The organism is Pantoea piersonii, from assembly GCF_003612015.1.
Taxonomy (GTDB): domain Bacteria; phylum Pseudomonadota; class Gammaproteobacteria; order Enterobacterales; family Enterobacteriaceae; genus Pantoea; species Pantoea piersonii.
In genome coordinates this window covers 77,269-102,582 of the sequence record NZ_RARB01000001.1, presented here as the reverse complement: position 1 = coordinate 102,582, position 25,314 = coordinate 77,269, and the positions used below count along the sequence as shown (strand labels likewise).

General features: G+C 60.7%; 18 protein-coding genes. 5 read left to right on the top strand and 13 right to left on the bottom strand.

The window, feature by feature from the left end:
• Positions 1 to 5 precede the first annotated feature (5 nt).
• The 4 genes from D7S44_RS00475 to gpt form a co-directional block, all read right to left on the bottom strand.
• Positions 6 to 5,984 (bottom strand): autotransporter outer membrane beta-barrel domain-containing protein, encoded by a 5,979-nt coding sequence (locus D7S44_RS00475; protein ID WP_120451197.1) that lies wholly within the window; start codon positions 5,982 to 5,984, stop codon positions 6 to 8.
• A 472-nt stretch (positions 5,985 to 6,456) separates the two neighbouring features.
• Positions 6,457 to 6,858, bottom strand: a complete 402-nt coding sequence (crl, locus tag D7S44_RS00470) for a sigma factor-binding protein Crl (RefSeq protein ID WP_120451196.1) — start codon at positions 6,856 to 6,858, stop codon at positions 6,457 to 6,459.
• A gap of 58 nt (positions 6,859 to 6,916) precedes the next feature.
• Positions 6,917 to 8,164, bottom strand: coding sequence for an esterase FrsA (frsA, locus tag D7S44_RS00465; RefSeq protein WP_120451195.1), 1,248 nt, complete (start codon positions 8,162 to 8,164; stop codon positions 6,917 to 6,919).
• A 172-nt stretch (positions 8,165 to 8,336) separates the two neighbouring features.
• Complete coding sequence (gpt, locus tag D7S44_RS00460) at positions 8,337 to 8,798, bottom strand: xanthine phosphoribosyltransferase (protein WP_081141165.1); 462 nt, start codon at positions 8,796 to 8,798, stop codon at positions 8,337 to 8,339.
• A 254-nt stretch (positions 8,799 to 9,052) separates the two neighbouring features.
• Here gpt and pepD point away from each other — a divergent pair, with 254 nt between their 5' ends.
• From pepD to D7S44_RS00435, 4 genes are all read left to right on the top strand, one after another.
• Positions 9,053 to 10,510, top strand: coding sequence for a beta-Ala-His dipeptidase (gene pepD / locus D7S44_RS00450; RefSeq protein WP_120451193.1), 1,458 nt, complete (start codon positions 9,053 to 9,055; stop codon positions 10,508 to 10,510).
• 259 nt (positions 10,511 to 10,769) lie between these two features.
• On the top strand, positions 10,770 to 12,275 hold the full coding sequence (locus D7S44_RS00445) for a sugar ABC transporter ATP-binding protein (RefSeq protein WP_120451192.1): 1,506 nt from the start codon (positions 10,770 to 10,772) through the stop codon (positions 12,273 to 12,275).
• On the top strand, positions 12,272 to 13,273 hold the full coding sequence (locus tag D7S44_RS00440) for an ABC transporter permease (RefSeq protein WP_120451191.1): 1,002 nt from the start codon (positions 12,272 to 12,274) through the stop codon (positions 13,271 to 13,273). Before D7S44_RS00445 ends, D7S44_RS00440 begins: the two co-directional genes overlap by 4 nt.
• Before the next feature lie 23 nt (positions 13,274 to 13,296).
• Positions 13,297 to 14,361: a sugar ABC transporter substrate-binding protein gene (locus tag D7S44_RS00435; protein ID WP_120451190.1), complete on the top strand. Its 1,065-nt coding sequence runs from the start codon at positions 13,297 to 13,299 to the stop codon at positions 14,359 to 14,361.
• 217 nt (positions 14,362 to 14,578) lie between these two features.
• Here D7S44_RS00435 and D7S44_RS00430 read toward each other — a convergent pair whose 3' ends face one another.
• From D7S44_RS00430 to D7S44_RS00405, 6 genes are all read right to left on the bottom strand, one after another.
• Positions 14,579 to 15,721: a glycerate kinase gene (locus D7S44_RS00430; RefSeq protein WP_120451189.1), complete on the bottom strand. Its 1,143-nt coding sequence runs from the start codon at positions 15,719 to 15,721 to the stop codon at positions 14,579 to 14,581.
• Positions 15,722 to 15,802: 81 nt separating this feature from the next.
• Positions 15,803 to 16,687 carry a 2-hydroxy-3-oxopropionate reductase gene (gene garR, locus D7S44_RS00425; RefSeq protein WP_120451188.1) on the bottom strand — a complete coding sequence of 295 codons (885 nt, stop codon included), beginning with the start codon at positions 16,685 to 16,687 and terminating at the stop codon, positions 15,803 to 15,805.
• A gap of 19 nt (positions 16,688 to 16,706) precedes the next feature.
• Positions 16,707 to 17,477 carry a 2-dehydro-3-deoxyglucarate aldolase gene (gene garL / locus D7S44_RS00420; RefSeq protein WP_120452818.1) on the bottom strand — a complete coding sequence of 257 codons (771 nt, stop codon included), beginning with the start codon at positions 17,475 to 17,477 and terminating at the stop codon, positions 16,707 to 16,709.
• Positions 17,478 to 17,522: 45 nt separating this feature from the next.
• Positions 17,523 to 18,854: a glucarate dehydratase gene (gudD, locus tag D7S44_RS00415; protein WP_120451187.1), complete on the bottom strand. Its 1,332-nt coding sequence runs from the start codon at positions 18,852 to 18,854 to the stop codon at positions 17,523 to 17,525.
• A 10-nt stretch (positions 18,855 to 18,864) separates the two neighbouring features.
• Entirely contained in the window at positions 18,865 to 20,211 is a 1,347-nt protein-coding gene (locus D7S44_RS00410; protein ID WP_120451186.1) for an enolase C-terminal domain-like protein, read from the bottom strand.
• Positions 20,212 to 20,220: 9 nt separating this feature from the next.
• Entirely contained in the window at positions 20,221 to 21,567 is a 1,347-nt protein-coding gene (locus tag D7S44_RS00405) for an MFS transporter (protein WP_120451185.1), read from the bottom strand.
• A 573-nt stretch (positions 21,568 to 22,140) separates the two neighbouring features.
• On the opposite strand from D7S44_RS00405, the gene garD reads away from it, so the two are divergent.
• Positions 22,141 to 23,700: a galactarate dehydratase gene (gene garD, locus D7S44_RS00400; RefSeq protein ID WP_120451184.1), complete on the top strand. Its 1,560-nt coding sequence runs from the start codon at positions 22,141 to 22,143 to the stop codon at positions 23,698 to 23,700.
• A gap of 44 nt (positions 23,701 to 23,744) precedes the next feature.
• Here garD and D7S44_RS00395 read toward each other — a convergent pair whose 3' ends face one another.
• From D7S44_RS00395 to D7S44_RS00385, 3 genes are read right to left on the bottom strand one after another with little or no spacing between them, the layout of a single operon-like run.
• Positions 23,745 to 24,191, bottom strand: coding sequence for a flavodoxin (locus D7S44_RS00395; RefSeq protein WP_120451183.1), 447 nt, complete (start codon positions 24,189 to 24,191; stop codon positions 23,745 to 23,747).
• Between the two features lie 11 nt (positions 24,192 to 24,202).
• Entirely contained in the window at positions 24,203 to 24,979 is a 777-nt protein-coding gene (truC, locus tag D7S44_RS00390; RefSeq protein ID WP_120451182.1) for a tRNA pseudouridine(65) synthase TruC, read from the bottom strand.
• Complete coding sequence (locus D7S44_RS00385) at positions 24,979 to 25,302, bottom strand: YqcC family protein (protein WP_120451181.1); 324 nt, start codon at positions 25,300 to 25,302, stop codon at positions 24,979 to 24,981. The genes truC and D7S44_RS00385 overlap by 1 nt, the downstream gene beginning before the upstream one ends.
• Between the last annotated feature and the right edge of the window lie 12 nt (positions 25,303 to 25,314).

Below are 25,314 nucleotides of genomic sequence, written 5' to 3'. Positions count from 1 at the left end.
GGCGATCAGAACGTCCAGCGCACCCCGGCGTTATAGCGCCAGCCCTTCACGCCGTTGCCGTCAATCTCCTTGCGGTAGTCCGCCTCGGCATAGAGCGAAACATCGCTGCGAAAGCGGGTCGTCCCCCCGATGCCGACGTCCCACGTCTGACCGAACTGACCGCTGTTGAAATCCTGACTGATAGCGTTCTCCGCCGAGCCGACCTTCACCTTCGACCCGCCGCCCCAGCCGTGCGTATAGCTGGCGCGCAGATAAGGCGTATACTCGCGCTGCGCATCGTCCTGCCAGGTGCGATCCAGCCGCGCGCCAAGACGACCGATAGTCTGGTCGTCGTCGTCGAACGCCACGTCAACGCCATCCTTATCGCGGGTATCATCAAACTTCAGACGCATCCATGTCAGCTGCGCCTGCGGCTCCAGACGCACGCCGTTGGCGAAGATAAAGGGATAGCCCGACTCCAGCGAGGCGCTCCAGCCGTCGCCCTTCACTTTCCCGACCTCTTTTTGCCGCGCGATATCGGTATCGCCGCGGTGCCAGCTCCAGCTCAGCGAGCCGTCAAGATAGAACCCGCTGTCGCGCTGCCAGGTGCCATAGAACGAGACGCTGTCGCTGTCGAAGGTCGTGGAGCTAAAGCCGTCGGCCGCGTGTGGACGGATACGCGTATTGCCGCGCGTATAGGCCACGCCGCCGCGCAGGCTGTCGCTCTCCCCGTCCAGCTGCAGCAGGTTGCCGCCAAGCTGCACCGCGCTGAAGTCGATATCGGCGTCAAAGCCGTAGTTGCTAACGTCGCGATTGCTCATATAGGTCAGGTTCGAACCGAGATAGCGCAGGAAGAGTTCGCCGCCCGCGCCGCTGCGCTGACCGTCGCGCAGCTCGCCGAGACGCTTATGCAGATCGTCAGTGATCGCCTGGGTGTACCAGGCGAGGCCCACCGGCGCGGAAAGATAAGAGGGCACCTGCGGCGCTAACGCCGGTCGCACCGCTCGCGATGCCGCGCGCCCCGCCTGCGGCTGACAAAGCGAGCCATCTTCGCACACGTAGCGGCTGGCAAGCCGGTAATCCCAGCCCTGGTCACCGCTGTCAGGCGCAAAAGCGTAGAGCCCGTACTGCCAGGGACCGGCGACAAGGTAGCCCCTTTTCAGCGCGAAGCTGTCAGCGCTGGCGCTGCCGGAAACCTGCGCCAGTGAGATCCCTTCGCTGCCGTCGATAACACCGTCGCCGTTGGCGTCGCTCTGCGCTGCGGCGCTGCTGGCGCTCAGCCGATCCTCAATCAGCGTGGTGCCGGTGACGTTGCCGTTTACCCGCAGCGCGTCGCTCTGGCCGCCTGCGCCGTTAAGCCGGGTTGCGAGCTTCAGCGTGCCGCCGAGCGACGCCAGCGTGCCGTCAATCGTAAGCCGATTACTGGCCGCGTCGCCGTTGCTCAGATCGAGCGTACCGGCGTTGTTTACCACCAGCGAGTCATTGGTCGCGCCCGCCAGCAGCGGATTAACGCCATTTCCGGCAAACAGCGTGGAGTCGCGATCGATATTAATCGTGCTGTGTGCCAGTTTGAGGTTGTCGGTCAGCGTCCACTGTGTTTTATAGAAGTTGAGCGTGCTCCAGCCCGCGCCGAGGTTAACCCCTTTGCTGAGATCGTCGCGGCTGAACGAGCCGCCGCTGGCGTCGATGTTGCTGAAGCTGAGCGTGCTGCCCACGCCGCCCGCGGTGGTGATATGGCGGGTATTCGCCAGGCTAACGTTCTCTATCAGCGCCTGATTATTCTCGCCGCTGCCCAGGGTCAGGCTGCCGTTGAGGGTACCGCCGGTGACGGCAAGGGTATCGCTGCCGTTGCCGGTATCGACATCGCCGACCACGCTGCCGTCGATAAAAGCGAGCCGATCGCTGGTCGCGCCGCCCGCCACGATAGGGGTATCGGGATCGACCGCGCTGATATCGCCCTGGTTAATAAACAACGACTGGCCGCCGCGCAGATCGATAACCGGCGCCACGCGGCTGTAGGAGATAATGGAGCCGCGGTTGATCACTTCGCTGGCAGTATGGGTGACGATGGCCGAGCCGCCCGCCTCACTGGCGATAGCGATAAAGCCATCGGAGAAGACCCGGCCGGTGGTGTTGGCGTGAATGCCGTCGCCGCTGCCGTTGACGATAATCTGATAGCCTGGCGGCACCACCAGATCGTGAGTGGTGGTCGAACCATCCTCATTCTGAAACAGATAGCCTGTCGCCCCTTCAAGAATAGAAAGATAGGCTTTCCCGCCATAGTCGAAGGAGGTGGCGGAGCGTATGCCTGCACCATTGATGGCGATGATATAGGCATTATTCAGCGCAATATTCGCGGTTTCGGCGCGGTTATTGATGGCGCTGCCGCCGCCCTCGGCGCTCAGGGTAATTTCGCTTGCCTGTAATCCGGCCGCGCCGCGATCCAGCAAGACCGTATCCGCGCCGCCGCGGGCCCAGATACCGCTGCGGAAAAACTGATCCCCCTGAATATCCAGCGTGGCGTTTTCCCCGACGCGCGCGCCAGCGATGCCGCCGTCTACCTGCACCGTGCCGTTATAAGGCTGATAAATGCCTGCCCCCTGGCTGACGTCAATGCCTACGCCGGATGCCACACTGATCCAGACGTTGTTGATGGCGCGGCCGCCGTTCAACAGCCGCACGCCGGTGTTGTTTTCGCCGGAAAGCAGAATAGTGCCGTTGTTCATGACCGTTGCGCCGTCGCTTGCCTGCAACGCGGTGACGTTTTTGCCGCTGCCGATGATGTTGCCGTTGCTGAACACCGCGCCGTCGCCATTCTCGCTGATGGCGCCGATGCTGTTTTCGCCGTTCAGCCACACATCGCCTAAATCTCCGTAGGCGCCGTTTGAAGCGCGCAGCGCCACCGCGCCCTTACCGTTAACAAAATAGGTCTCATTGTCATACAGGGTGGCGGTGCCGGACATCTTCACCCCGGTGGTATTGGCGCCGCTCAGCGTGATCTCCCCAAGACGCTGCAGCGAAAGAATGGCACCGTCGCCCAGCTGGTAGAGCGTTGAACCCTCGGTAGAGACATCCTGGTTGCTGCCGTAGGCATAGATAATGCCGCCGCCCTCCACCACCCGCCAGGCGGTCTGGTTGGGGTCGTGAAACACGACGTTGGTCTGCTGACCAAGCACGAGCGTGCCGCCGTTGAGCGCCTCGCCCGCCAGCACGTTGCCGCCGTAGAGATTAACCGTACCGTTCTGCTCAATACGCGCCGCATCACCCGAGGCATAGAGGCCGGTAGTAGGGAAAAAACCGTCCGCGCTGCCTGCCGTTACGTTCAGCGTGCCGCTGCTGGTAATCGCGGTGCCGCCGCCAGGGGAGTCAAACGAGTAGCCTGACGCAAAGAGCGCTACAGCACCGTCGCTGACGCTGATATTGCCGCTGTTAACTGCCTGGCCGCTGATGAGCGCCTGGATGCCGTAGCTCTGGTCGCCGCGCAGGTTAATATCGCCGGTATTGGTCAGCGCCCCGCGATACTGAGCGATCAGACCGATCTGCTGATTGCCCTGCCCGTTGATGGCCGCATGGTTGACGAGGGTGGAAGCGAAAGGCTGATCGAAGCTGTTGGTGATGTAGCGCGTCAGGTTGTAGTAATTACCGTCTACCACCGCCGCCGTCGCGCCGCCCACGTTCAGGTTAAGCTGCGTCGCCGCATCGATAGTGGCCTGTGCGCCGCCCTCAATGCGCAGACCGGTCGAGGTGTTGCCGATGTTAAACGTCGCGCCGTGGGTGTTGACTACCGAGCCTTCGCCAACGGCCTCAATGCCGGTCGAGAAGGCTGCGCCCGGCGCGATGGTCAGGCCTGCGCCGTCAAAGTCCGCACCGTCCTGATAGCGAAAAATAGTGGCATACCAGTCGTCGGGACCGGTCGCATAGTTGCCCGCTTTCGGCAGAGCGATCCTGGCTTCTGGCCCTATGGCCAGAAAGCCCATCTGATATTGCCCGCTGCCGCCCAGCTGCGGCACCGCGTCGGCGGTAAGATCGACACTCGATTTGCCTTCGGCGCGAATGCCGATGGCGCCGCTGCCCTGGAGAGCGATCGGCCCGCTCAGCGTGGCGGAGGCGACGCCGCTGCCCTGTCCGTTGACCCATACCGCCGTGTTGAAGCTGCCGTTCAGGGTATCGGCGCGGCCGGTGACGTTGATCGCGCCGCTGGAAAAGGCGCTGGCGCGCTCGCCGTCGCTGGCGATAACCTTGATGCCGGTGCCGCCGTCGCCGTTGAGGTTGATGGTGCCGGTGTTGCCCACCAGCCCGCCGCTGCCGGCATTGATCGCCAGCAGGCCGACGTTTTCTGCCGGTCTGAACTGCGCCCGGCCGTTGATATCAATAGTGCCGTTGTTAAGCGCAATTGCTTCAGGTCCATCCTCGACGCGCATCGCTACGCCGTTCTGCACTTTGCTGCCGAGCACGATGCGCCCGTCGTTAATGACCGTCGAGTTAAGCGACTGAGAAATGGCGCTGACGCCGCCGCTCTGGTTAATCGCCACATCCTCCGTGGCATCGCCTTTATCATTCTGCGGCGTGCGGCCAACGTAGATAACGCCGCCCGCGCCGTTGATAAAGCTGGCGTTGTCGGTATTGAGCACCACGCCGGCGCTGCTGCGGCTGCCGGTAGCGTCCGCCACGCCGATATTCATATTGCCGTTGTTGATCCCCAGCGCGTCGCTTAGCCGCAGCGCGCTGCTGGCATCGCCCTCTTGCGTGATGGCGTAATTCAGCACGCCGTTGTTGATAAAGCGGCTGCCGTCGGTCGCCAGCACCGTGGTGCCGCTGTAGCCCAGCGTTGCAGGATCCACGCCGCTGCCGTCGGGGTTGTTAAAGAAGCCGCCGTTGATAACGCCATTGTTGACGCCGCGGCTGCCGGAGAGGCGCAGCGCCGTGTTCTCATGAGCCGCCGATCCGCTGGCCGCCAGCTTGCCATCAATCGTTGCTTTTGCGCCGTTGGTGGCGCGCACCGCGCCGCCGTCCGAGTCCACCACTTCCAGCGTCGCCCCCTTCTGCACCGAGACGCTGGCGCCAGGGCCGTCCGCGCTCATCACTACGCGCTCGCCTACTGGCTGCGTTACCTCGTCGTTGTACTCATCGGCGTCGATCACGTAGGCGATGGGCGCGCTGTAGAGAGAGAGCGCTTTGTTGAATTCGGCATTGTAGCTGCCAGCGCTGAGGTTGCCGCTCTGCAGCTGCTCAATCAGCCAGTCGTTGTACCGCTGCAGATCGCTCAGGCTGGCGACGTTGAACTCACGGCGGTTGCCGTCCAGCGTGGTCACGCTGAAAGGGCCGCTGTACTGGGCGACGTTATCGACCCAGTACGCCAGATTGTAGGTATATTCCGTTGCCGAGCCGGTAAAGGCGATACGGTTGTCAGACTGCCAGTTCATCGCGCCGCTGCCGCTGGCGGTAAACAGCTGGCTCTGTTTCGCCGCCATGCTCCAGCCGTTGGTGGCGGCGGTGGTCGCCGCGCCGTCGACGCCGATATCGACATTGATGACGCCGTTGCTCACCTGCGCCACGCGGGTATTGATATATTGCTGTCCGTTGACGTTGTAGTAGTTGGGCAGCTCGCTGGCAGGCGTCACTGAGGCGAGCGCGCTGATATTCGCCGTATTAAAAACCTGCAGCTGATTATTTCCGCTGCCGTTGACGTCAGGCACGCTAATCACATAATTTTGCGCGCCTAACGTCAGCCGATCCGCGCCAATAACATTGTCATCAGAAATAATTCTGCCGCGACTTAATAATTCGCCGATGGTAATACGACCGCCGCCATCCTCGCCCGGCTGAAAGCGTTGAATACCGCTCAGGGTTTGCGTCGAACCATTACAGACGCAAAAGACGCCTGCTTTATTGTCATTTAATAAGGGTGAAAAAGGTTTTAACGTGGCGGCATGACTAAAAGTAACGGGGAAAAACAGTCCGGGCGCAGCGGCCAGGCTTAATAATATGGGATTTAATTTAAACAAAACGTTTTCCTCCAGAGAGACAGCGCAGGACCACCCAGACTTTTAGGGGCGTCCGGGTTGGCATTGTTTTTATAGCGAGAACAAACGGAGAAAAGCCGCGACAAAGGCAATCGCGCTGGCTGTTATCACACCATTTCGTCAGGAAAACGTCTACAAAGCGTCAGTGCGATCGGCCTCAATAAAATGAGAATAAGAATTATGCTGTGCCGCACTCTGTTTTATCTGGACCGATTATTTTAAGTGGCCGTGTTGATTACAAAGGTTTTATAAAGCGGAGTTAGTTAATAACCATAATCAAATAAGCAGAGAGAATGTTTTTAACGCGTAGGCGTCTGAAAAAATAAAAAGCGGCAGTTAGCCAGGATATTACAGGGCGGTGGGGAAATATAAACGTAGCGGAAAATTCAGGGTAATGCAGAACAGGCATAGCCGAGCGAATCGGGCTATGCCTGCCGTTAAAGGTTTAGCAGCGTCAGGCGCTGAGTTTGACCGGCTGTTCGTCGAAGCCGCTGGCGGGCGTCAACCCCAGATTCAGCTCCTGCAGCATCGCTTTCAGACGGGTGTGGAAGTTACGCAGTGTCTCTTCCACCTTCTGATTATTCTCTTTTCCCTTGATGTTCGCGACAGACCAGTCGCCATCTTTATCGAACAGGCCAATATGATAGACGTAGGTAAAATGGTCCTGTTGCGCCTCCAGCTCCATCCACCAGCCCCAGAACTCGCGGCTTTCCGGCGCGGGTTTGACATTGACGCAGGCGGCCAGGCAGTCGAAAAAGAACCGCGTTTCTTCACATTTCCCTTCGCGGATATACGGTCCCAGCTCGGTGAAGCGCTTAAGCAGGCGACTACGGGGGTGACCACTCGGTAACGTCATGCTAATTCTCCATAAGTTTGACCGTTAGTATTAAAGCAAACCGCAGTGAATTTGCCAGCTACTGTTGTAACCGCTTTGCCAGCCAGTCGCAAACCTGATTCAGGGCGCGCTCAAAATTCGCCAGCGCCGGTCTGGCGGCAATCGGCAGCAGTTTGCCGTCGGCGGAGGAGTGGGCGATCAGCCGCGCATCCTCTTCCGGGCCGAAAGGATCGCCCGGCCAGTAGCCTGCGAGCATCGGCGTCGGCGTGCGGCGTCCCAGCAGCCCCTGCACTTTGAGCGAGTAGCGATTAAGCTCGGTGCGCAGCGCGCTGTCGCTGGTAAAGGCCATGCCGAGGCGGCTGGCGAGCATATCCATATACATATCCGGAATAGCGTCCTGCTGCTGTGCGCTGGTCAGCAGGCTGTGCACCATCGGGCCCAGCGTCGCCACGGCGCGCAGGCGCGGCGCTTCCAGATAAGCCAGACGCACCGCGACGTTGGCGCCGAAGCGATAGCCGAACGCCGCTACGCGCCGGTGATCGATCCAGGGCACATTCGCCAGCTCGCGCAGCACCTGCTGATGCAGAAAGCTGGTGTCCTGGTTGAGCCGCCATTTTACGGAGAAGCCCACCGACGGCATATCCAGCGTCAGCATGGCGATGCCGCGCGGCGCAAGATAGTCGTGAAACAGCCGGTAGTGGTCGCTTTGCAGCGAATCGAGACCGCCGCACAGCAGCACGACTGGATAAGGCGCCGACGCGTTGGGCGGCATATGAAGAAAGCCGGTAATCGGACTGCCGCCTTCGATATTGAAGCTGAGCGCTTTAAGCTCGCCGGGCAGACGGCGCGTCGCCTCTTCATAGGCGCGATTCGCCAGCGTCTGCGCCTGATCCGCCAGCTCATCCCCTTTGATATAGGGATAGGCGGCCAGGCTAAAAAGGTGCGAGGCGCGCAGCCAGTGTTCGCCGGCGCGGCTGTCGTCGCCCTCTTCCTGAGCGCGCTGCTGCCAGAGGCCCGCCTGCTTCGACCACTCAAACGCCCAGTTGCCGCTGCGAAAGCCGATCACGGTATCGAGCAGCGCGTCGTCGGTATGCCGCTGGTCGCTGATGGCGATACGTGCCAGCACTTCGCTGATCTCCTGCGGCGGCACGCCGCGCCACGTCCACATCAGCTTATTAAGCATGCGATACCAGCCGTGCTGGCTGCTGCCGTCCAGCGTCGCTTCGACGTCCACGGCGGCATGATGCTGACGATGCACCAGTGATGAGGTTTCGGGATAGTTGTAGTGCGGCTTGAACAGCTCTTCGCTGAGGTTTTTGCTCGACATACTCGGTTCTCCTGACGGCCCTGGCAGAGGCTAAGTGTACTGCAGGGTCAGGGGCGGCGCGAGGCGCAAAAGAGCGCAATGCCCGAGCGCGGCGGCAGGCAGCGTGGCGTTTAGCCAGCTTACGACAAAAAGCACAACGCCCGGCAAGCCGGGCGTTGTCAGAAGTGGCAGATCAGGCACCTTTAACGATAGGCGGAATGTAAACCACACCCATGTCCCACGGCTGCTCAATCCAGGTATTCTGAGGGATATCAACCACATAATCGTCTACCAGCGGGCGGCCTGCCGGTTTAGCGAAGATAGTGACGAAGTGCGCTTTAGGGTACATCTCACGGATCGCCTGCGCGGTGCCACCGGTATCGACCAGATCGTCAATAACGATAAAGCCTTCGCCGTCGCCTTCCGCGCGCTTGAGGACTTTCATCTCGCGCTGATGGTCGTGGTCGTAGCTGGAGATGCAGACGGTATCGACATAGCGGATGCCCAGCTCGCGCGCCAGCAGCGAAGCAGGCACCAGGCCGCCGCGGCTGACTGCGATAATGCCTTTCCACTGTTCAACAGGAAGCAGGCGCTGAGCCAGTTTGCGGGCATGAATCTGCAGCATGTCCCAGGTAACGACGTATTTTTCACTCATGAATAGCGATCCCAGCCAACTTAATCGGCTTAAATAATGTGCAACGGGAAAAAGGTTGCGCGAGATTATAAGGATCCTCAGCGCTAAAAACCAGCATCCGAACCACTGGTTGCGGGTTTTTAGCGCGCCTGAGTACGCACCCGACGATAACAGTGATATTCTCAGCCTCATCACGTCAGATCCGCTGACGGCGACCATTCACTGGAAACTCGCGCACACCGGCCTGGCCGGCGCACTGACACAGGAGACCTGTCGTGTCTGAATTGTCTCAGCTTTCTCCCCAACCGCTGTGGGATATCTTCGCCAAAATCTGCTCCATTCCGCACCCCTCTTTTCATGAAGAAGCGCTGGCCACTTATATTGTCGGCTGGGCAAAAGAGCAGGGTTTCTGGGTCGAACGCGACGCGGTCGGCAATATCCTGATCCGCAAACCGGCTACCGCTGGAATGGAAAACCGCACGCCGGTAGCGCTGCAGGCGCACCTCGATATGGTGCCGCAGAAAAACAACGACACCGTGCATGACTTTACCAAAGATCCGATTCAGCCCTATATCGACGGCGAATGGGTGAAGGCACGTGGCACCACGCTAGGCGCCGATAACGGCATCGGCATGGCCTCCGCGCTGGCGGTGCTGGCCGACAGCAGCCTGACTCACGGCCCGCTGGAAGTGCTGCTCACCATGACCGAAGAGACCGGCATGGACGGCGCTTTTGGTCTGCAGCCGAACTGGCTTCAGGCTGAGATTCTGATCAACACCGACTCGGAAGAGGAAGGCGAGATCTATATGGGCTGCGCGGGCGGCATCGACTTTATCACCACGCTGCCGCTGACGCGCGAAGCGGTGCCCGCTGATTTCCAGACGCTGAAGCTGACCCTGAAAGGGCTGCGCGGCGGCCACTCCGGCGCGGATATCCATATGGGTCTCGGCAACGCCAACAAGCTGCTGGCGCGTTTCCTCGCCGCGCACGCTGCCGAGCTCGACCTGCGTCTGATTGATTTTACCGGCGGCACGCTGCGCAACGCCATTCCGCGCGAGGCCTTCGCCACGCTGGCGATAGAGAGCCACAAAGTCGATGCCCTGAAAGCGGCGGCGGCGCACTTCCTGCTGGCGCTGCAAAACGAACACGGCGTCAAAGAGAAGAATATCAACGTCGTCACCGAGCCGCTGGCGCATCAGGGCGACGCGCTGAGCGCGGAGAGCCGCGACCGCTTCCTTAACCTGCTGAACAGCACGCCGAACGGCGTTATCCGCAATTCCGACGTGGCGAAAGGCGTGGTAGAAACCTCGCTTAACGTCGGCGTCGTCACGATGGATCACGACAAGGCGGAGATTAACTGCCTGATCCGTTCGCTGATCGATACCGGCCGCGACTATGTGGTGCAGATGCTGACCTCGCTCGGCCAGCTGGCTGGCGCGCAGACCAAGCCGAAAGGCGGTTATCCGGGCTGGCAGCCTGACGCAAACTCGCCGATTATGGCGCTGACCCGTCAGACCTATATCGCGCTGTTCGACAAAACGCCGAATATTCAGGTGATCCACGCCGGTCTTGAGTGCGGCCTGTTCAAGAAGCCTTACCCGAACATGGATATGGTCTCTATCGGACCCACCATCACCGGTCCGCACTCGCCGGACGAGCAGGTGCATATTGAGAGCGTCGGCCTTTACTGGAAACTGCTCACGACCTTGCTGAATGCGATTCCAGAAAAGTAAGCGCCCTACCGCGTAACAAACCAGGCTTCGGCCTGGTTTTTTTATATCTGCGCGTCAGACCAGCATAAAACACCGCATTATTTTCATTCCCCACTGTAAAAAACCAGCGTTGCCTGGTACGCCAGCTTTAGCCGCCAAACAATCCAGATGTCTGGATGGCTAATAAGTTTTCGTGCTAGCTTATGCGCTTTCGGCTGTTGCCGCGCCTGACACTTCAGGAAAAAATTGCGGCCAGCCAGTGACAGGGGAGCTTCAGCTGATGAGTGCGTTAAACCGCCTTGAGATGCGTAATATCTCGATCGCATTCGGCGGATTCGCTGCGTTGACGCAGGTGAATTTTGTCGCGGACGGCCGCTCGGTACACGCCCTGACCGGCGCCAATGGCGCGGGCAAGTCAACGCTGATGGCGGTGCTGTCAGGTGCGCACAGCCACTACAGCGGGGAAATCTGGCTTGACGGCGTCCCGGTCTCGATACGCAGCCCGCGCGACGCGAAACAGCTTGGCATTCATCTGGTGCAGCAGGAGGTCGACGTCGCGCTGGTGCCCCAGCTCAGCGTGGCGGAAAACATTCTGCTGGATCGGCTGGCAGAGCCAGGACACGGCTTCCGCTGGCGCGCCATTCGCCGCCAGGCGCGCGCCCTGCTGGCGCAGCTGGAGGTGAGCCTCGACGTGAACCGCCTGGTGGAGCGCTGCACCCTGGCGGAGAAGCAGCAGATTTTGCTGGCGCGCGCGCTGTCGCACCACTGTCGTTTTCTTATTCTCGACGAACCCACCGCCCCGCTCGATCGGCACGAGAGCGAACGGCTCTTCGCCGTGGTGCGCCGTCTGCAAAGCAGCGGCATCGGCGTGGTGTTTATCTCGCACCGCATCCACGAGCTGAAAGCGATCTGTGACCGGCTGACGGTGCTGCGCGACGGCCGCCTGATCGAGAGCGGTCCGATGGCAGCGCTCAGCGGCGAGCAGATCGTCGAAAAGATGCTCGGCCATGAGCTGACCGATATCTATCCGCCGCGTCGCCCCGCTCGCCCCCAGCCGCTGCTGCTGGCGGTAGAAGGCCTGCATGACGATCGGCTGTTGCAGGATATTTCGCTGCGGCTGCACAAAGGCGAAATCCTCGGCATCGCCGGGCTGGCAGGCGCGGGTAAAACCGAGCTGTGCAAGGCCCTGTTCGGCGCCAGCAAAAGCCGCGTGACGCGCGGCGAACTGCACGGCAAACCGTGGCGGCCGCGTTCGCCGCACGATTCGGTGCGCCAGCGCATGGCGCTGGTGCCGGAAGAGCGGCGCAAGGAAGGGATTTTTATCGACGAGCCGGTGGCGATGAATCTCAGCGTCAGCGCCGACAGCAGCTTTTCACGCTGGGGGCTGTTTGGCCACCGTCAGGCGTGGCGCTGGGCGGAAGAGATTATCCAGCGCCTGAACGTGCGTACCACCGGCCCGGCGCAGCCGCTGCGCCGCCTCTCCGGCGGCAATCAGCAAAAAATCGCCATCGGCAAGTGGCTGCGCAGCCACGCTGACGTGCTGATCTTCGATGAGCCGACCAAAGGGGTCGACATTAAGGCGAAAACCGAACTGTTTCGGCTCATCAGCGGGCTGGCGCAGGAAGGCAAAGGCGTTATCTACGCCTCCGGCGAGTTTTCTGAACTGGTTGGTCTTTGCGACCGAATTTGCGTGCTCTGGGACGGGCGCATCGTGGCCGAGCTGGATGCGCAAGCGGCCACCGAAGAGACGCTTCTGCTTTATTCCACTGGAGGAACCCCTGCGTGAGCAGCAAAGATATTTCCCTGACCGCGGCATCAACGCCGCTGCGCCATCGACTGTTCGATTTCCTCTATAAGTGGGGCATGCTGATCACGGTCGCTGTCCTGATTGCAGGCTTTGGCCTCGCCTCCGATAGCTTTCTGGAACCGAATAACATCATCAATATCCTGCGCGCTATCGCCATTGTGACGGTGATCGCCGTGGGCGTCTCGGTGTCGCTTACCGTCGGTGGCTTTGACCTGTCGGTCGGTTCTACCGCCTCGCTGGCCAACGCGCTGGTGATCTCGCTCTTTGTCTGGTACGGCATGAACACCGCCGAGGCGATAGCGATCACCCTGGCGCTCTGTACGCTCATCGGCCTGTTCAACGCCTTCCTGATCGTCATTCTGCGCATTCCCGATATGCTGGCGACCCTCGCCACGCTGTTTATTATCCAGGGTGTGGCGATGACCTACAGCTTTGGCGGCTCCATCACGGAAAACATGGTAATGCCGAACGGCGATATGGCGGAAGGCACCATCCCGGCGGGCTTCGGCCTGCTCGGTCAGGTGCCGGTGATCGTAATCGTTATGCTGGTGGTGACGGTGGTGGCGCAGCTGGCGCTCTCGCTGACCACTCATGGCCGCCGCATGTATGCGCTGGGCGGCAATCCGGAGGCGGCGCGCCTTTCCGGCATCCGCACCACGCGCTATCGCGTGCTGGCTTACGTCATCGCCTCGCTGCTGGCGGGGCTGGGCGGCATTCTGCTGGCGTCGCGCATCGGCTCATCACAGGTCAACGCGGGCGGTGGATACCTGATGGACGCCGTAGCGGCCGCCTGGATCGGCCTGTCGCTGGCCGGCTCCGGCAAACCTAACGCGCTGGGCACGCTGGTAGGCGCGGTGCTGCTCGGCGTGCTGCAAAACGGGCTGGTGATGCTCTCCGTTCCCTATTACGCCATGGACATTATTAAAGGACTGGTGCTGGCTCTGGCACTGGCGATGACCTACGTTCAGCGCCGCTAACGCTGATTAACCTGGAAAAAACAATGAAAAAAATATCGTTTTCTCTGCTGACCCTCAGCCTGCTCTCCGTCGGGGCCTTCGCCGATACCGTCACGCCGGTGCCCGCCCCTATTGCCAGCCATAACGGGCCGGTGCGCATCGCGGTGATCCGCAATCTGGGCTCCGACGACAACACCATGCAGTTTGTCGCAGGCGCTATTCAGGAGGGCCGCAAGCTGGGCTTTAAGGTCAGTACCTTTCTCAGCAACGGCGACGACGCGCGCTTTCAGGATTTCGTCAACCAGGCGATCAGTCAGAAGTATGACGGCATTATTCTCTCGCACGGCAAAGCGCCCTACGCCAGCGGACTGGTGAAGCGCATCGCCGACGCAGGCATTAAAGTCTCGGTATTCGATACCCCGGTCGATACGCCTGTGCCGGGCGTTACCGTGACCGCGCAGGATGACGCCTCGCTGGCGCAGGCCTCCCTCGGCCAGCTGATCCAGGATTTCCACGGCAAAGCCAATATCCTCAAGCTGTGGGTCGCGGGCTTCCCGCCGATGGAGCGCCGTCAGGTGGTGTATGAAAAGCTGCTGAAAGAGAATCCAGGCATTCATCAACTGGAGTCGATCGGCGCCGTCTCCTCTGACGTACAGGGCGATACCGCCAACAAGATCGGCGCGATTCTGGCGAAATATCCGAAAGGCAAGATCGATGCGATCTGGGGCGCGTGGGACGCCTTCAGCCAGGGCGCCTATAAGGCCCTGCAGGAGAATGGACGTACTGAGATCAAACTCTACAGCATTGACGTCTCCAATCAGGATCTGCAGCTGATGCGTGAGAAAAACAGCCCCTGGGTGCAGACCGTGGCGGTCGATCCGAAAATCATCGGCGCGGTGAATATGCGTCTGGTGGCGAACAAGATCGCCGGTGAAACCACGCCCGCCACTTACGATTTCAAAGGGGCGTCCATCTCTCAGCAGCAGCTGAACAGCCAGCCGGGCGCGATTAACGTGGCGTCATTGAACAAGATCGTCCCCGGCTGGGGCGGCAATACCGACTTTATTGCGCCCTGGTTCGCGACGCTGGAAGCGAAGTATAAGAAGTAAGCCGCGTCTTCAGACCGCGCCGGAACTGATAAGCGGATGAGAGAGTCGAGGAGCAAAGCGACAGCGAAAAAATGGCGGGAGCGTTTTTGTATTACGCCCAGTCAGGCCCGGTGACGGAGGCGCCTCAGGGATGAGGTGCCGCCGGGAAACGCTGTTTTGCCTGTTTGCGGACGGGCCGTTTCATCCGCGTCCGCACGTATCCAGACACCCGCTGGTGTTATTTCAGCTCACCGCCCATTTTCAGCGTTGCTGCGATATTGCGGGCCGCCAGCCGCAGATTGGTTTCCGCGTTCGCCAGCGCCTCCTCCAGCGTACAGATGCTGTAAAGCACGCTGAATACCGCATCCAGGCCGTGCTGGTGCACAACGCCGACATCCGCCGTCAGGCTGCCAGCAATGCCAATAACCGGCTTATTAAACTCTTTTGCCACCTGCGCTACGCCAATCGGCACCTTGCCGTTGATGCTCTGGCTGTCGATGCGTCCTTCGCCGGTAATGACCAGCGATGCGTCTTTCACCTGTTCCGCCAGCCCCAGCGCCTCGGTGACGATCTCGATGCCGCGCCGCAAATCCGCCTGGCAGAAAGCGTGCAGCGCCGCGCCCATGCCGCCCGCTGCGCCGCCGCCGGGAATATGCAGCACGTCGATATCGAGATCGCGCTGAATAATCGCAGCATAGTGCGCCAGCGCGCGATCCAGCTGCTCAACCAGCTCCGGCGTCGCGCCTTTTTGCGGGCCGAATATGGCCGAGGCGCCGTCGCGGCCGGTCAGCGGGTTGGTGACGTCGCACGCCACTTCGAAACGACACTGCCGCACGCGCGCGTCAAGCCCGTCGATATCAATCTTCGCCAGCGCCGGCAGCGCGCCACCGCCGAAGCCGATCTCTTCTCCCTGCGCATCCAGCAGCTTCGCGCCCAGCGCCTGCATCATGCCTGCGCCGCCGTCGTTAGTGGCGCTGCCGCCGATGCCGATAATGATATGCCCGACGCCCTTATCCAGCGCGCTCCGGATAAGCTCTCCCGTCCCGAACGACGTGGTGGTTAAGGGATCGCGCTGCGCGGCAGGCACCAGCTCCAGCCCGCTGGCGGCCGCCATCTCGATAAAGGCGGTGCGCGCGTCGCCGGAAAGGCCGTAGAAAGCCTCAACCGGCGCGCCAAGCGGTCCGGTCACGCGCAGGTTAACGATACTCCCCGCTGTCGCCGCCACCATCGCCTCAACCGTGCCCTCACCGCCGTCGGCAACCGGTATCTTTACGTAGGTGGCGTCAGGAAAGATGTCGCGGAAGCCCGCTTCAATCGCGGCTGCCACGCCTGAGGCGGATAAACTCTCTTTGTATGAATCCGGTGCGATTACGATTTTCATAGGCAATCCAGGCGCTGTTGATAGACGATTCATCATCCGTGATGGCGCGTTGCGGCGGCCGCGCCGGGCCGCCGCAACGCGTTAACGGGTAATCTCAACTTTCGCTAATTTTTCATAATAGCAGGCAAGCGCGCTGTGGTCGGCGTTACCCTGCCCGTCATTGCGCAGCGCCTGCATCATCTCCATTACCGCGGCGGTGAGCGGAAGATGTGCGCCGATGCCGTGTGAGGTATCCAGCGCGTTCGCCAGATCCTTGATATGCAGGTCGATGCGGAAACCCGGCTTGAAGTTGCGATCCAGCACCATCGGCGCCTTGGCGTCGAGTACGGTGCTGCCCGCCAGACCGCCGCGGATCGCCTGATAGACCAGCTCAGGATTAACGCCGGCTTTGGTCGCCAGCGAGAGCGCTTCTGACATCGCCGCGATATTGAGCGCCACGATAACCTGATTCGCCAGTTTGGTGACGTTGCCTGCACCGATATCGCCGGTGTGCACCACCGAGCCCGCCATCGCCTTCATGATGTCGTAGCAGCTGTCGAAGACCGCTTTATCGCCGCCCACCATCACGGAAAGCGTGCCTTCGATCGCTTTCGGCTCGCCGCCACTGACCGGCGCATCGAGCATTTTGATGCCCTTCTTCGCCAGCGCGTCATGCACTTCGCGGCTGGCGAGCGGCGCGATAGAGCTCATATCGATGACAATCAGGCCCGGCTTAGCGCCGTCGATAATGCCGTTTTCACCCAGGCATACCTCTTTCACCTGCGGCGAGTTCGGCACCATGGTGATCACCACGTCAACCTGCTCGGCCACCTCTTTCGGCGATTTCGCCACGGTGGCACCCAGTTCGGTTAATTCCGCTTCGTTGCTGGCGTTGTGATCGCGCACCACCAGGGAATAACCGGCTTTCACCAGGTTTTTACTCATCGGTTTGCCCATGATGCCGAGGCCGATAAATCCAATTTTCATTGCCTTTCCTCTTCGTCAGTTACTGCTTAAATTTGTCGCACAGCGCCTGAGTGGCGTTGCGAAAGACCCCTAAATCGCTGCCTACGGCAACAAAGCTGGCGCCCCATTCCAGATAGCGGCGCGCGTCCGCTTCCACCGGCGCCAGGATGCCGCTCGGCTTGCCCGCCGCTTTGGCGCGTTCAAACACATGCCTGATGACCTTCAGCACTTCGGGATGCGCAGGCTGGCCGAGATAGCCGAGCGCGGCGGAGAGATCGCCTGGTCCAACAAAGATGCCGTCGACGCCTTCTACCGCCGCGATGGCGTCGATATTGTCGACCGCCTGCTGAGTTTCAATCTGTACCAGCAGCGTGATGTTCTCGTTCACCGTGGCGTTGTAGTCCGGCAGCGTGCCGTACATGTTGCTGCGATGCGATACCGATACGCCGCGAATGCCGGCGGGCGGATAGCGGGTCGACGCCACGGCGCGCAGCGCCTCTTCTTCAGTTTCCACAAACGGGATCAGAAAGTTATAGAAGCCGATATCCAGCAGGCGCTTGATGATTACCGGCTCGTTGCAGGGCGGGCGCACCACCGGCGCGCTGACGCTGCCCTTGAGCGCCATCAGCTGCGGCACAAAGGTGGTAATGTCGTTGGGCGCATGTTCGCCGTCCAGCACCAGCCAGTCGAAACCGGCCAGGCCAAGCACTTCGGTGGTAATAGGGTTCGCCAGCGCGCACCAGCTGCCGATCAGGGTCTCTCCTGCCTGCAGGCGACGGCGAAAGGTGTTCGGCCAGGCTCTGTTACTCATCATCTCTTCTCCCGTGACAACCGCTCCCCGCAGGGAGCAGAAAAGTTAGCGCACCAGACATGGACGTTTATTGTCGAAGGTCCAGTTCGGCACAAGGAACTGCATCGCCTGCGCATCGTCGCGCGCGCCAAGCCCGTGTTTTTGATAAAGCGCGTTAGCCTGCATGACCTGATCCATATCCAGTTCGACCCCCAGCCCCGGTTTCTGCGGCACCTGCACCATGCCGCCTTTGATCTGCAGTGGCTCTTTGGTCAGGCGCTGGTTGCCCTCCTGCCAGATCCAGTGGGTATCGATGGCGGTAATGGCGCCTGGCGCGGCGGCGGCGACGTGCGTGAACATCGCCAGCGAGACGTCGAAATGGTTATTGGAGTGCGAGCCCCAGGTCAGGCCGAAGTCATGACACATCTGCGCCACGCGCACTGAGCCCTGCATGGTCCAGAAGTGCGGATCGGCCAGCGGAATATCGACCGACTGCAGCGACAGCGTGTGGCCCATCTGCCGCCAGTCGGTGGCGATCATATTAGTAGCGGTCGGCATGCCGGTGGCGCGGCGGAACTCCGCCATCACTTCGCGGCCGGAATACCCCTGCTCCGAGCCGCACGGATCTTCCGCATAGGCCAGCACGCCTTTCAGCTGTTTGCCGAGCAGGATCGCCTCGTTGAGCGACCAGGCGCCGTTGGGATCGAGCGTAATGCGCGCCTCCGGGAAGCGCTTCGCCAGCGCCGTTACCGCCTCCGCCTCTTCGCCGCCGCGCAGCACGCCGCCCTTAAGTTTGAAGTCGTTAAAGCCATATTTGTCATAGGCCGCTTCGGCCAGACGCACGATCGCTTCCGGCGTCAGTGCCTCTTCGTGGCGCAGCCGATACCAGTCGCAGGCTTCATCTTCCTGGCTCTGATAGGGCAGCGCCGTCTTTTTACGATCGCCAACGTAGAACAGATAGCCGAGCATCTCGACGCGGTCGCGCTGCTGGCCGTCGCCCAGCAGCGTCGCGACGTTGACCTGCAGGTGCTGCCCCAGCAGGTCAAGCAGCGCCGCCTCGATGCCGGTGACCACATGGATGGTGGTGCGCAGGTCAAAGGTCTGGCTACCGCGTCCCGCTGAATCGCGGTCGGCGAAAGTGCTGCGCACCAGGCTGAGTACGTTCTTGTACTCGCCGACCGTTTTGCCGATCACCAGCGACGCCGCATCCTCCAGCGTCTGGCGGATTTTCTCGCCGCCGGGGATTTCGCCTACGCCGGTGTGACCCGCGTTATCCTTGATAATTACGATATTACGGGTGAAAAAAGGCGCGTGCGCGCCGCTCAGGTTGAGCAACATGCTGTCGTAACCGGCTACCGGAATAACCTGCATCGCTGTGACTTTCGGTGTCGAACTCATCTCCTGCTCCTTACACTGTGGCGCGGCCAAATGCCGGGCGCTTGCGGTCGAACGTCCAACCGGGAATCAGATACTGCATGGCGGTGGCGTCGTTACGCGCACCCGCTGGCAGTGATTTATACAGGTCGTTGGCCTGGCGCAGCCGATCCCAGTCCAGCTCAATCCCGAGGCCGGGGGCATCGGGCACGGCGATTTTGCCGTTGCGGATCTGCAGCGGCTGCTTCGTCAGGCGCTGGTCGCCCTCCTGCCAGATCCAGTGCGTATCGAGAGCGGTCGGGTTACCCGGCGCGGCCGCGCCAACGTGGGTAAACATCGCCAGCGAGATATCGAAGTGGTTATTCGAGTGACAGCCCCAGGTGAGTCCCCACTCGTCGCAAAGCTGCGCCACACGCACCGCGCCGCTCAGCGTCCAGAAGTGGGGATCGGCCAGCGGGATATCGACCGCGTTCAGCATTACCGCATGGTTCATCTCGCGCCAGTTGGTGGCGATCATATTGGTGGCGACCGGCAGCCCGGTGGCGCGGCGGAACTCCGCCATCACTTCGCGGCCCGAATAGCCCTGCTCCGCGCCGCACGGATCTTCCGCATAGGTCAGCACGTCACCCATGCCTTTGCAGAGGCGAATCGCCTCGTCCAGCCCCCATGCGCCGTTAGGATCGACCGTAATGCGCGCGTCCGGAAAGCGCCGCTTCAGCGCCGCGGCGGACTCGATTTCCTGTTCGCCCGGCAGCACGCCGCCTTTGAGTTTGAAATCCTTAAAGCCATATTTCTCCTGCGCCGCCTCGGCCAGACGCACCACCGCTTCGGGCGTCAGCGCCTCCTGATGGCGCAGGCGATACCAGTCGCAGTCGCCGTTTTCGCCGCTCAGGTACGGCAGATCGGTTTTGCGCCGGTCGCCGATATAGAAGAGATAGCCCAGCACCGTAACCTCATCGCGCTGCTGGCCGGGACCGAGCAGTTCCGCTACCGGCACGCCGAGGCACTGGCCGAGCAGATCGAGCAGCGCCGCCTCCAGCGCCGCAACGGCGTTGACGCGCAGCTCAAAGGTCCAGGCGCCCTTGCCGAAAGTGTCGAAGTCGGCCGACTGGTTGCCTTTGTGCACCTGCTGCACCAGCCGGTTCATACGCGCCACCTGCTGGCCCTCTACCTGCGGGATCGCCTCTACCAGCGTCTGATAAATGGTGTCGCCACCCGGCGCTTCGCCAACGCCGGTGTGGCCCGCGCTGTCGGTCAGCACCACAATATTGCGGGTAAAGCAGGCGTTATGCGCGCCGCCGATATTCAGCAGCATGCTGTCGTATCCGGCGACCGGGATCACCTGCATTCTGGTGATAACCGGTGAGCTTTGCGTAGACATATTCTCTCCTTATGTCCGGTGTTTCAGTTCGATACGTTTGATATCGCCCGCAATCACCAGGAAGCTGAACGCGGCGATAAACGCATGGATGCCCACATAAACCAGCGCGCCTTCAAACGAGCCGCTGGTGGCGATGATGTAGCCGATAGCGATAGGCGTCACGATGCCGGATAAGTTGCCGAACATATTGAACAGGCCGCCGCTCAGGCCGCTGATCTCTTTCGGCGCGGTATCCGCCATGACCGCCCAGCCCAGCGCGCCGATGCCTTTGCCGAAGAAGGCGAGCGCCATAAAGAACACCACCACCCACTCCGTATCGCTGTAGTTACACATCACCATGCTGATAGAGAGCAGCATGCCGAGCACGATAGGGGTTTTGCGCGCAATGTTGAGCGAGCCGGTTTTACGCATCAGATAATCGGAGATAACGCCGCCGAGCACGCCGCCAAGGAAGCCGCACACCGCTGGAATCGAGGCGATCATCCCGGCTTTCAGAATCGACATGCCGCGCGCCTGCACCAGATAGACCGGGAACCAGGTGATAAAAAAGTAGGTCAGCGCATTGATGCAGTACTGCCCGAGATAGATGCCCACCATCATGCGTGAGGTGAGCAGCTGTTTGATCTGATACCACTTCTCAGCCCAGCTGACCTTATGCTCGCTCTTTTTCGCATCCATATTGATCAGCGCGCCGCCCTGCTCCATATACTCCAGCTCGGCTTTATTCACGCCAGGATGGTCATTGGGATCGTGGATCACTTTCAGCCAGATAAAGCTGAGAATGATGCCGAGGCCGCCCATAAACCAGAACACATGCGACCAGCCCACCTTAGCGACCAGCCAGCCCATGATCGGCGCAAAGATGACCGTGGCGAAATACTGCGCGGAGTTGAAAATTGCTACTGCGGTGCCGCGCTCCTGCGCCGGGAACCAGGCCGCGACGATACGGCTGTTGCCAGGGAAAGAAGGCGCTTCGGCCAGGCCGACCATAAAACGCAGCAGGAACAGCGAAACGATAATGCCGAAGCCGCTGAAGATATCGACGAAGCCTTGTAGCAGGGTAAAGAGCGACCAGGTAAAGATGCTCCAGAAATAGACGCGTTTTGAGCCGAAGCGGTCCAGCAACCAGCCGCCAGGGATTTGGCCAATAACATAAGCCCATGAGAATGCTGAGAAGATGTAGCCCAGTCCGACAGAATCCAGACCGATATCTTTTGACATGGCGGAACCGGCGATCGAAATGGTGGCGCGGTCGCCGTAGTTGAACGAGGTGACGATAAACAACATCACCACGATCCAGTAGCGGGCATTGGTGCGCTTCTGCACCGCTTCCGCCGTCTGGCTGTAACTATTCATGATGCACTCCTGAAATATAGCGTTCGCTACATTCGCTCTGACTGCATACACATCGCGTTGGGTATCAGAGAGAAGTCGGGTTAAACACGGCGATTTTTTATAGGGGCAAACCGATAGTGCGTCGTGACGAATAACCTAACGTCGTATAACGAAAGCCAGTATAGGAATGGTAAAAGGCGGTGACACTGGAAGAACGCCTGACAATTAAGGCCGTTTAGCACGCATTGTCTGGCAGTTGCCCAATCGACTGCGGCGCGCTTCACGGAAAGCGTTTTTTTCAGCGAGAAATGGCTATTTTTTAAGCGGAGGCAGGCACCTTTGTGAGACTCTTCACTTGCGTTTGGGAAAGCGAACCAAAAAGAGGTGGAAACGCGCTGAAATGCCGGTCAGTTGCACAATGCGGCAGAGAAGGCTGCTTCATATACTGAAGCTGGCAAATCCGATGTGCGTAATGAAGAACGATAGCGCGCCGCCATGTACGGCGCGCCAGGCCAGTGATAAAGCCTGAACGCGGGCTATCTCATCCGCGCAGACAGGTTATTAATAAACTCGCGCATGACTGGAAGGTGAGTGATGAACCGAATGCTAAATGAGCCACCGCTCCGTATCAAAGTCCATGAGGATGACAATGTCGCGATCGTGGTCAATAACCAGGGGTTGCCGGCTGGCACCCAATTTCCCGACGGGCTGACGCTGACGGAGCATGTCCCGCAAGGGCATAAAGTGGCGCTCGCGCCGATTCCGCAGGGCGCGCCTATCCTTCGCTATGGCGAAGTGATCGGCTATGCCCTGCGCGATATTGCGCCGGGCAGCTGGATTGACGAGTCGCTGGTGGCGCTGCCCGAAGCGCCGCCGCTTGCCACCCTGCCGCTCGCGACTAATGTTCCCCCCGATCTGCCGCCGCTGGAAGGCTACACCTTCGAAGGCTATCGCAACGCAGACGGCAGCGTCGGCACGCGCAACCTGCTCGGCATTACCACCAGCGTGCACTGCGTAGCGGGCGTGGTGGACTATGTGGTGCAGATTATTGAGCGCGAACTGCTGCCGAACTACCCCAACGTCGATGGCGTGGTGGCGCTGAACCACCTTTACGGCTGCGGCGTGGCGATTAACGCGCCGGCGGCGGTGGTACCGATTCGCACCATTCATAACCTGGCGCTGAACGCCAACTTCGGCGGCGAAATCATGGTGGTCAGCCTCGGCTGCGAAAAACTGCAGCCCGAGCGGCTGCTGACCGGCACCGATGACGTACAGGCGATCTCGCTGGATGAGAGCGATATCGTGCGCTTACAGGATGAACGCCATATCGGCTTCGGTGCAATGGTGGAAGAGATCCTCAGCGTGGCGAAAAGGCACCTTGAACGCCTTAATCAGCGCCAGCGCGAAACCTGCCCCGCCTCAGAGCTGATCGTCGGCATGCAGTGCGGCGGCAGCGACGCCTTTTCCGGCGTGACTGCCAACCCCGCCGTAGGCTTCGCCTCCGATCTGCTGGTGCGCTGCGGCGCGACGGTGATGTTCTCCGAAGTGACCGAAGTGCGCGATGCGATTCACCTGCTGACGCCGCGCGTGATTAATGAAGAGGTAGGCAGGCGGCTGCTGGAGGAGATGGCATGGTATGACGACTATCTCGATCAGGGCAAAACCGACCGTAGCGCCAATCCCTCACCCGGCAATAAAAAAGGCGGACTGGCTAACGTGGTGGAAAAAGCGCTCGGCTCCATCGCCAAATCGGGCCGCAGCGCGATTGTCGAAGTGCTGTCGCCGGGTCAGCGCCCGACGCGGCGCGGGCTGATCTACGCCGCCACGCCCGCCAGCGATTTTGTCTGCGGCACGCAGCAGATGGCGTCGGGCATTACGCTGCAGGTGTTTACCACCGGACGCGGCACGCCTTACGGTCTGGCGGCGATTCCGGTTATCAAGATGGCGACGCGTAACGCGCTGGCCGATCGCTGGCACGATCTGATGGATATTAATGCGGGTACTATCGCCACGGGCGAAGAGACGATTGAGCAGGTCGGCTGGCGACTCTTCCGGCTGATTCTGGAGATCGCCAGCGGTCGCCAGCAAACCTGGTCGGATCGCTGGGGCATTCGCAACCAGCTGGCGGTGTTCAATCCGGCACCGGTAACCTGATAAGCGCGCGCCCTGCATCGATTCCGACACAGGGCGCCGTTAACTCAGAGCTGTTTTCCCCAGGCCTCAACCCAGGGAGAGGTGACCGACTCTGGCTCGGGGTCTTCGGTCGCATCCACCAGCAGCACCTCGCCGATACGCTTCGCGCTTTGCTCCTGCAGGAGCGCGTCGAAGGTTTTGCCTGCGCCGCAGAAGTGATCGTAGCTGCTGTCGCCCAGCGCGATAACGCCGTAACGCAGCTCCGGCTGATAGCCCAGCTTATCTTTCACATCCTGATAAAGAGCGGCGATATTGTCCGGAAAATTGCCCTGCCCGGTTGTCGAGGTGATCACCAGCGCCACTTCGCTGCTGTAATTTTGCCACTGCGCTAACGTCGGATCGTCATACACCGCAACGTCGTGCCCCTGGGCCTGTAAAATCGGCTGCGCCTCTTCCGCTACCAGCAGCGCGTTGCCATATACTGTGCCTACAAAAATGCCAATCTTCGCCATGTGCCTGCTCCTTAAACTGAGGTGCTATCCTCGCCTGTCGCGTCGGCAAACTCAAGCCCTGCGGCGGCGAGCGCCTCCTGCCAGCCAAATTGCCGGGCCATCTGCCGCCAGACCGCATCCAGACCGGCACGGATCACCAGCGGCTCGCCGGTTATCGGGTGCGTCAGCGCCAGGCTGCTGGCGTGCAGCATCAGGCGACTGGCGCCGAAATGCTGTGCCGCGCCGCGGTTTTGCCGCAGATCGCCGTGGGTGGTGTCGCCGATGATCGGATGGCGCAGATGCGCCATATGACGACGCAGCTGATGCTTGCGGCCAGTGCGCGGAGAGAGCTGCATCAGGCTGTAGCGCGCGCTCGTATAGCGGCCAATCGGTACCGGCATCTCTGCCCAGGCCAGCGCCTGATAATCGGTCACCGCCGGCTGCGCCGTACGCGCTTCCGTCGCAAACTTATCGGCGATCTTGTCCAGCTCTTCCACCAGCGGATAGTCGAGCGTGCCGCTCTCCTGCAGCCAGCCGCGCGTGACGGCGTGATAGGTTTTCTTCATCTGATGCTGCTCGAACTGCTGCGCCAGCAAACGCCCCACCTCGCTGGAGAGGCCCATCAGCAGTACGCCGGAGGTTGGGCGGTCGAGACGATGCGCAGTAAAGACGTGCTGGCCAATCTGATCGCGCACGGTCTGCATCACCACAACTTTTTCTTTGCGATCCAGCCAGCTGCGATGCACCAGCCAGCCGGCAGGCTTGTTAACCGCCACCAGCCATTGATCCTGATAGATAATTTCCAGCATCAGGCGGGATCGTCCATAAACAGCGCATCGAGCTGCGTCAGGCTGTGCAGGATTGGCGCGTGGCCTGGCGTAGCGGAGGTCAGCGCGATTTCAAAATAGGGCGCGATGGCGAAATTTTGCGGCAGCGGCTGCTGCGCAGCGATAAGCGCCCGCATACGCGGGATCAGTACCCACTGGAGCCACTCGAGCGGCTCCAGCGTATCAAGACAGAAAGGCTGGTTGCTGGCGAGCGCGCTGGCGGACGGGGGCGTCTCCTGCCAGTGATGATGATCGCGCATCAGGGTTTCGAGCTGCTCCAGCCGTTGTAACAGTAAAAGGGTCATGCGCCACCTCCA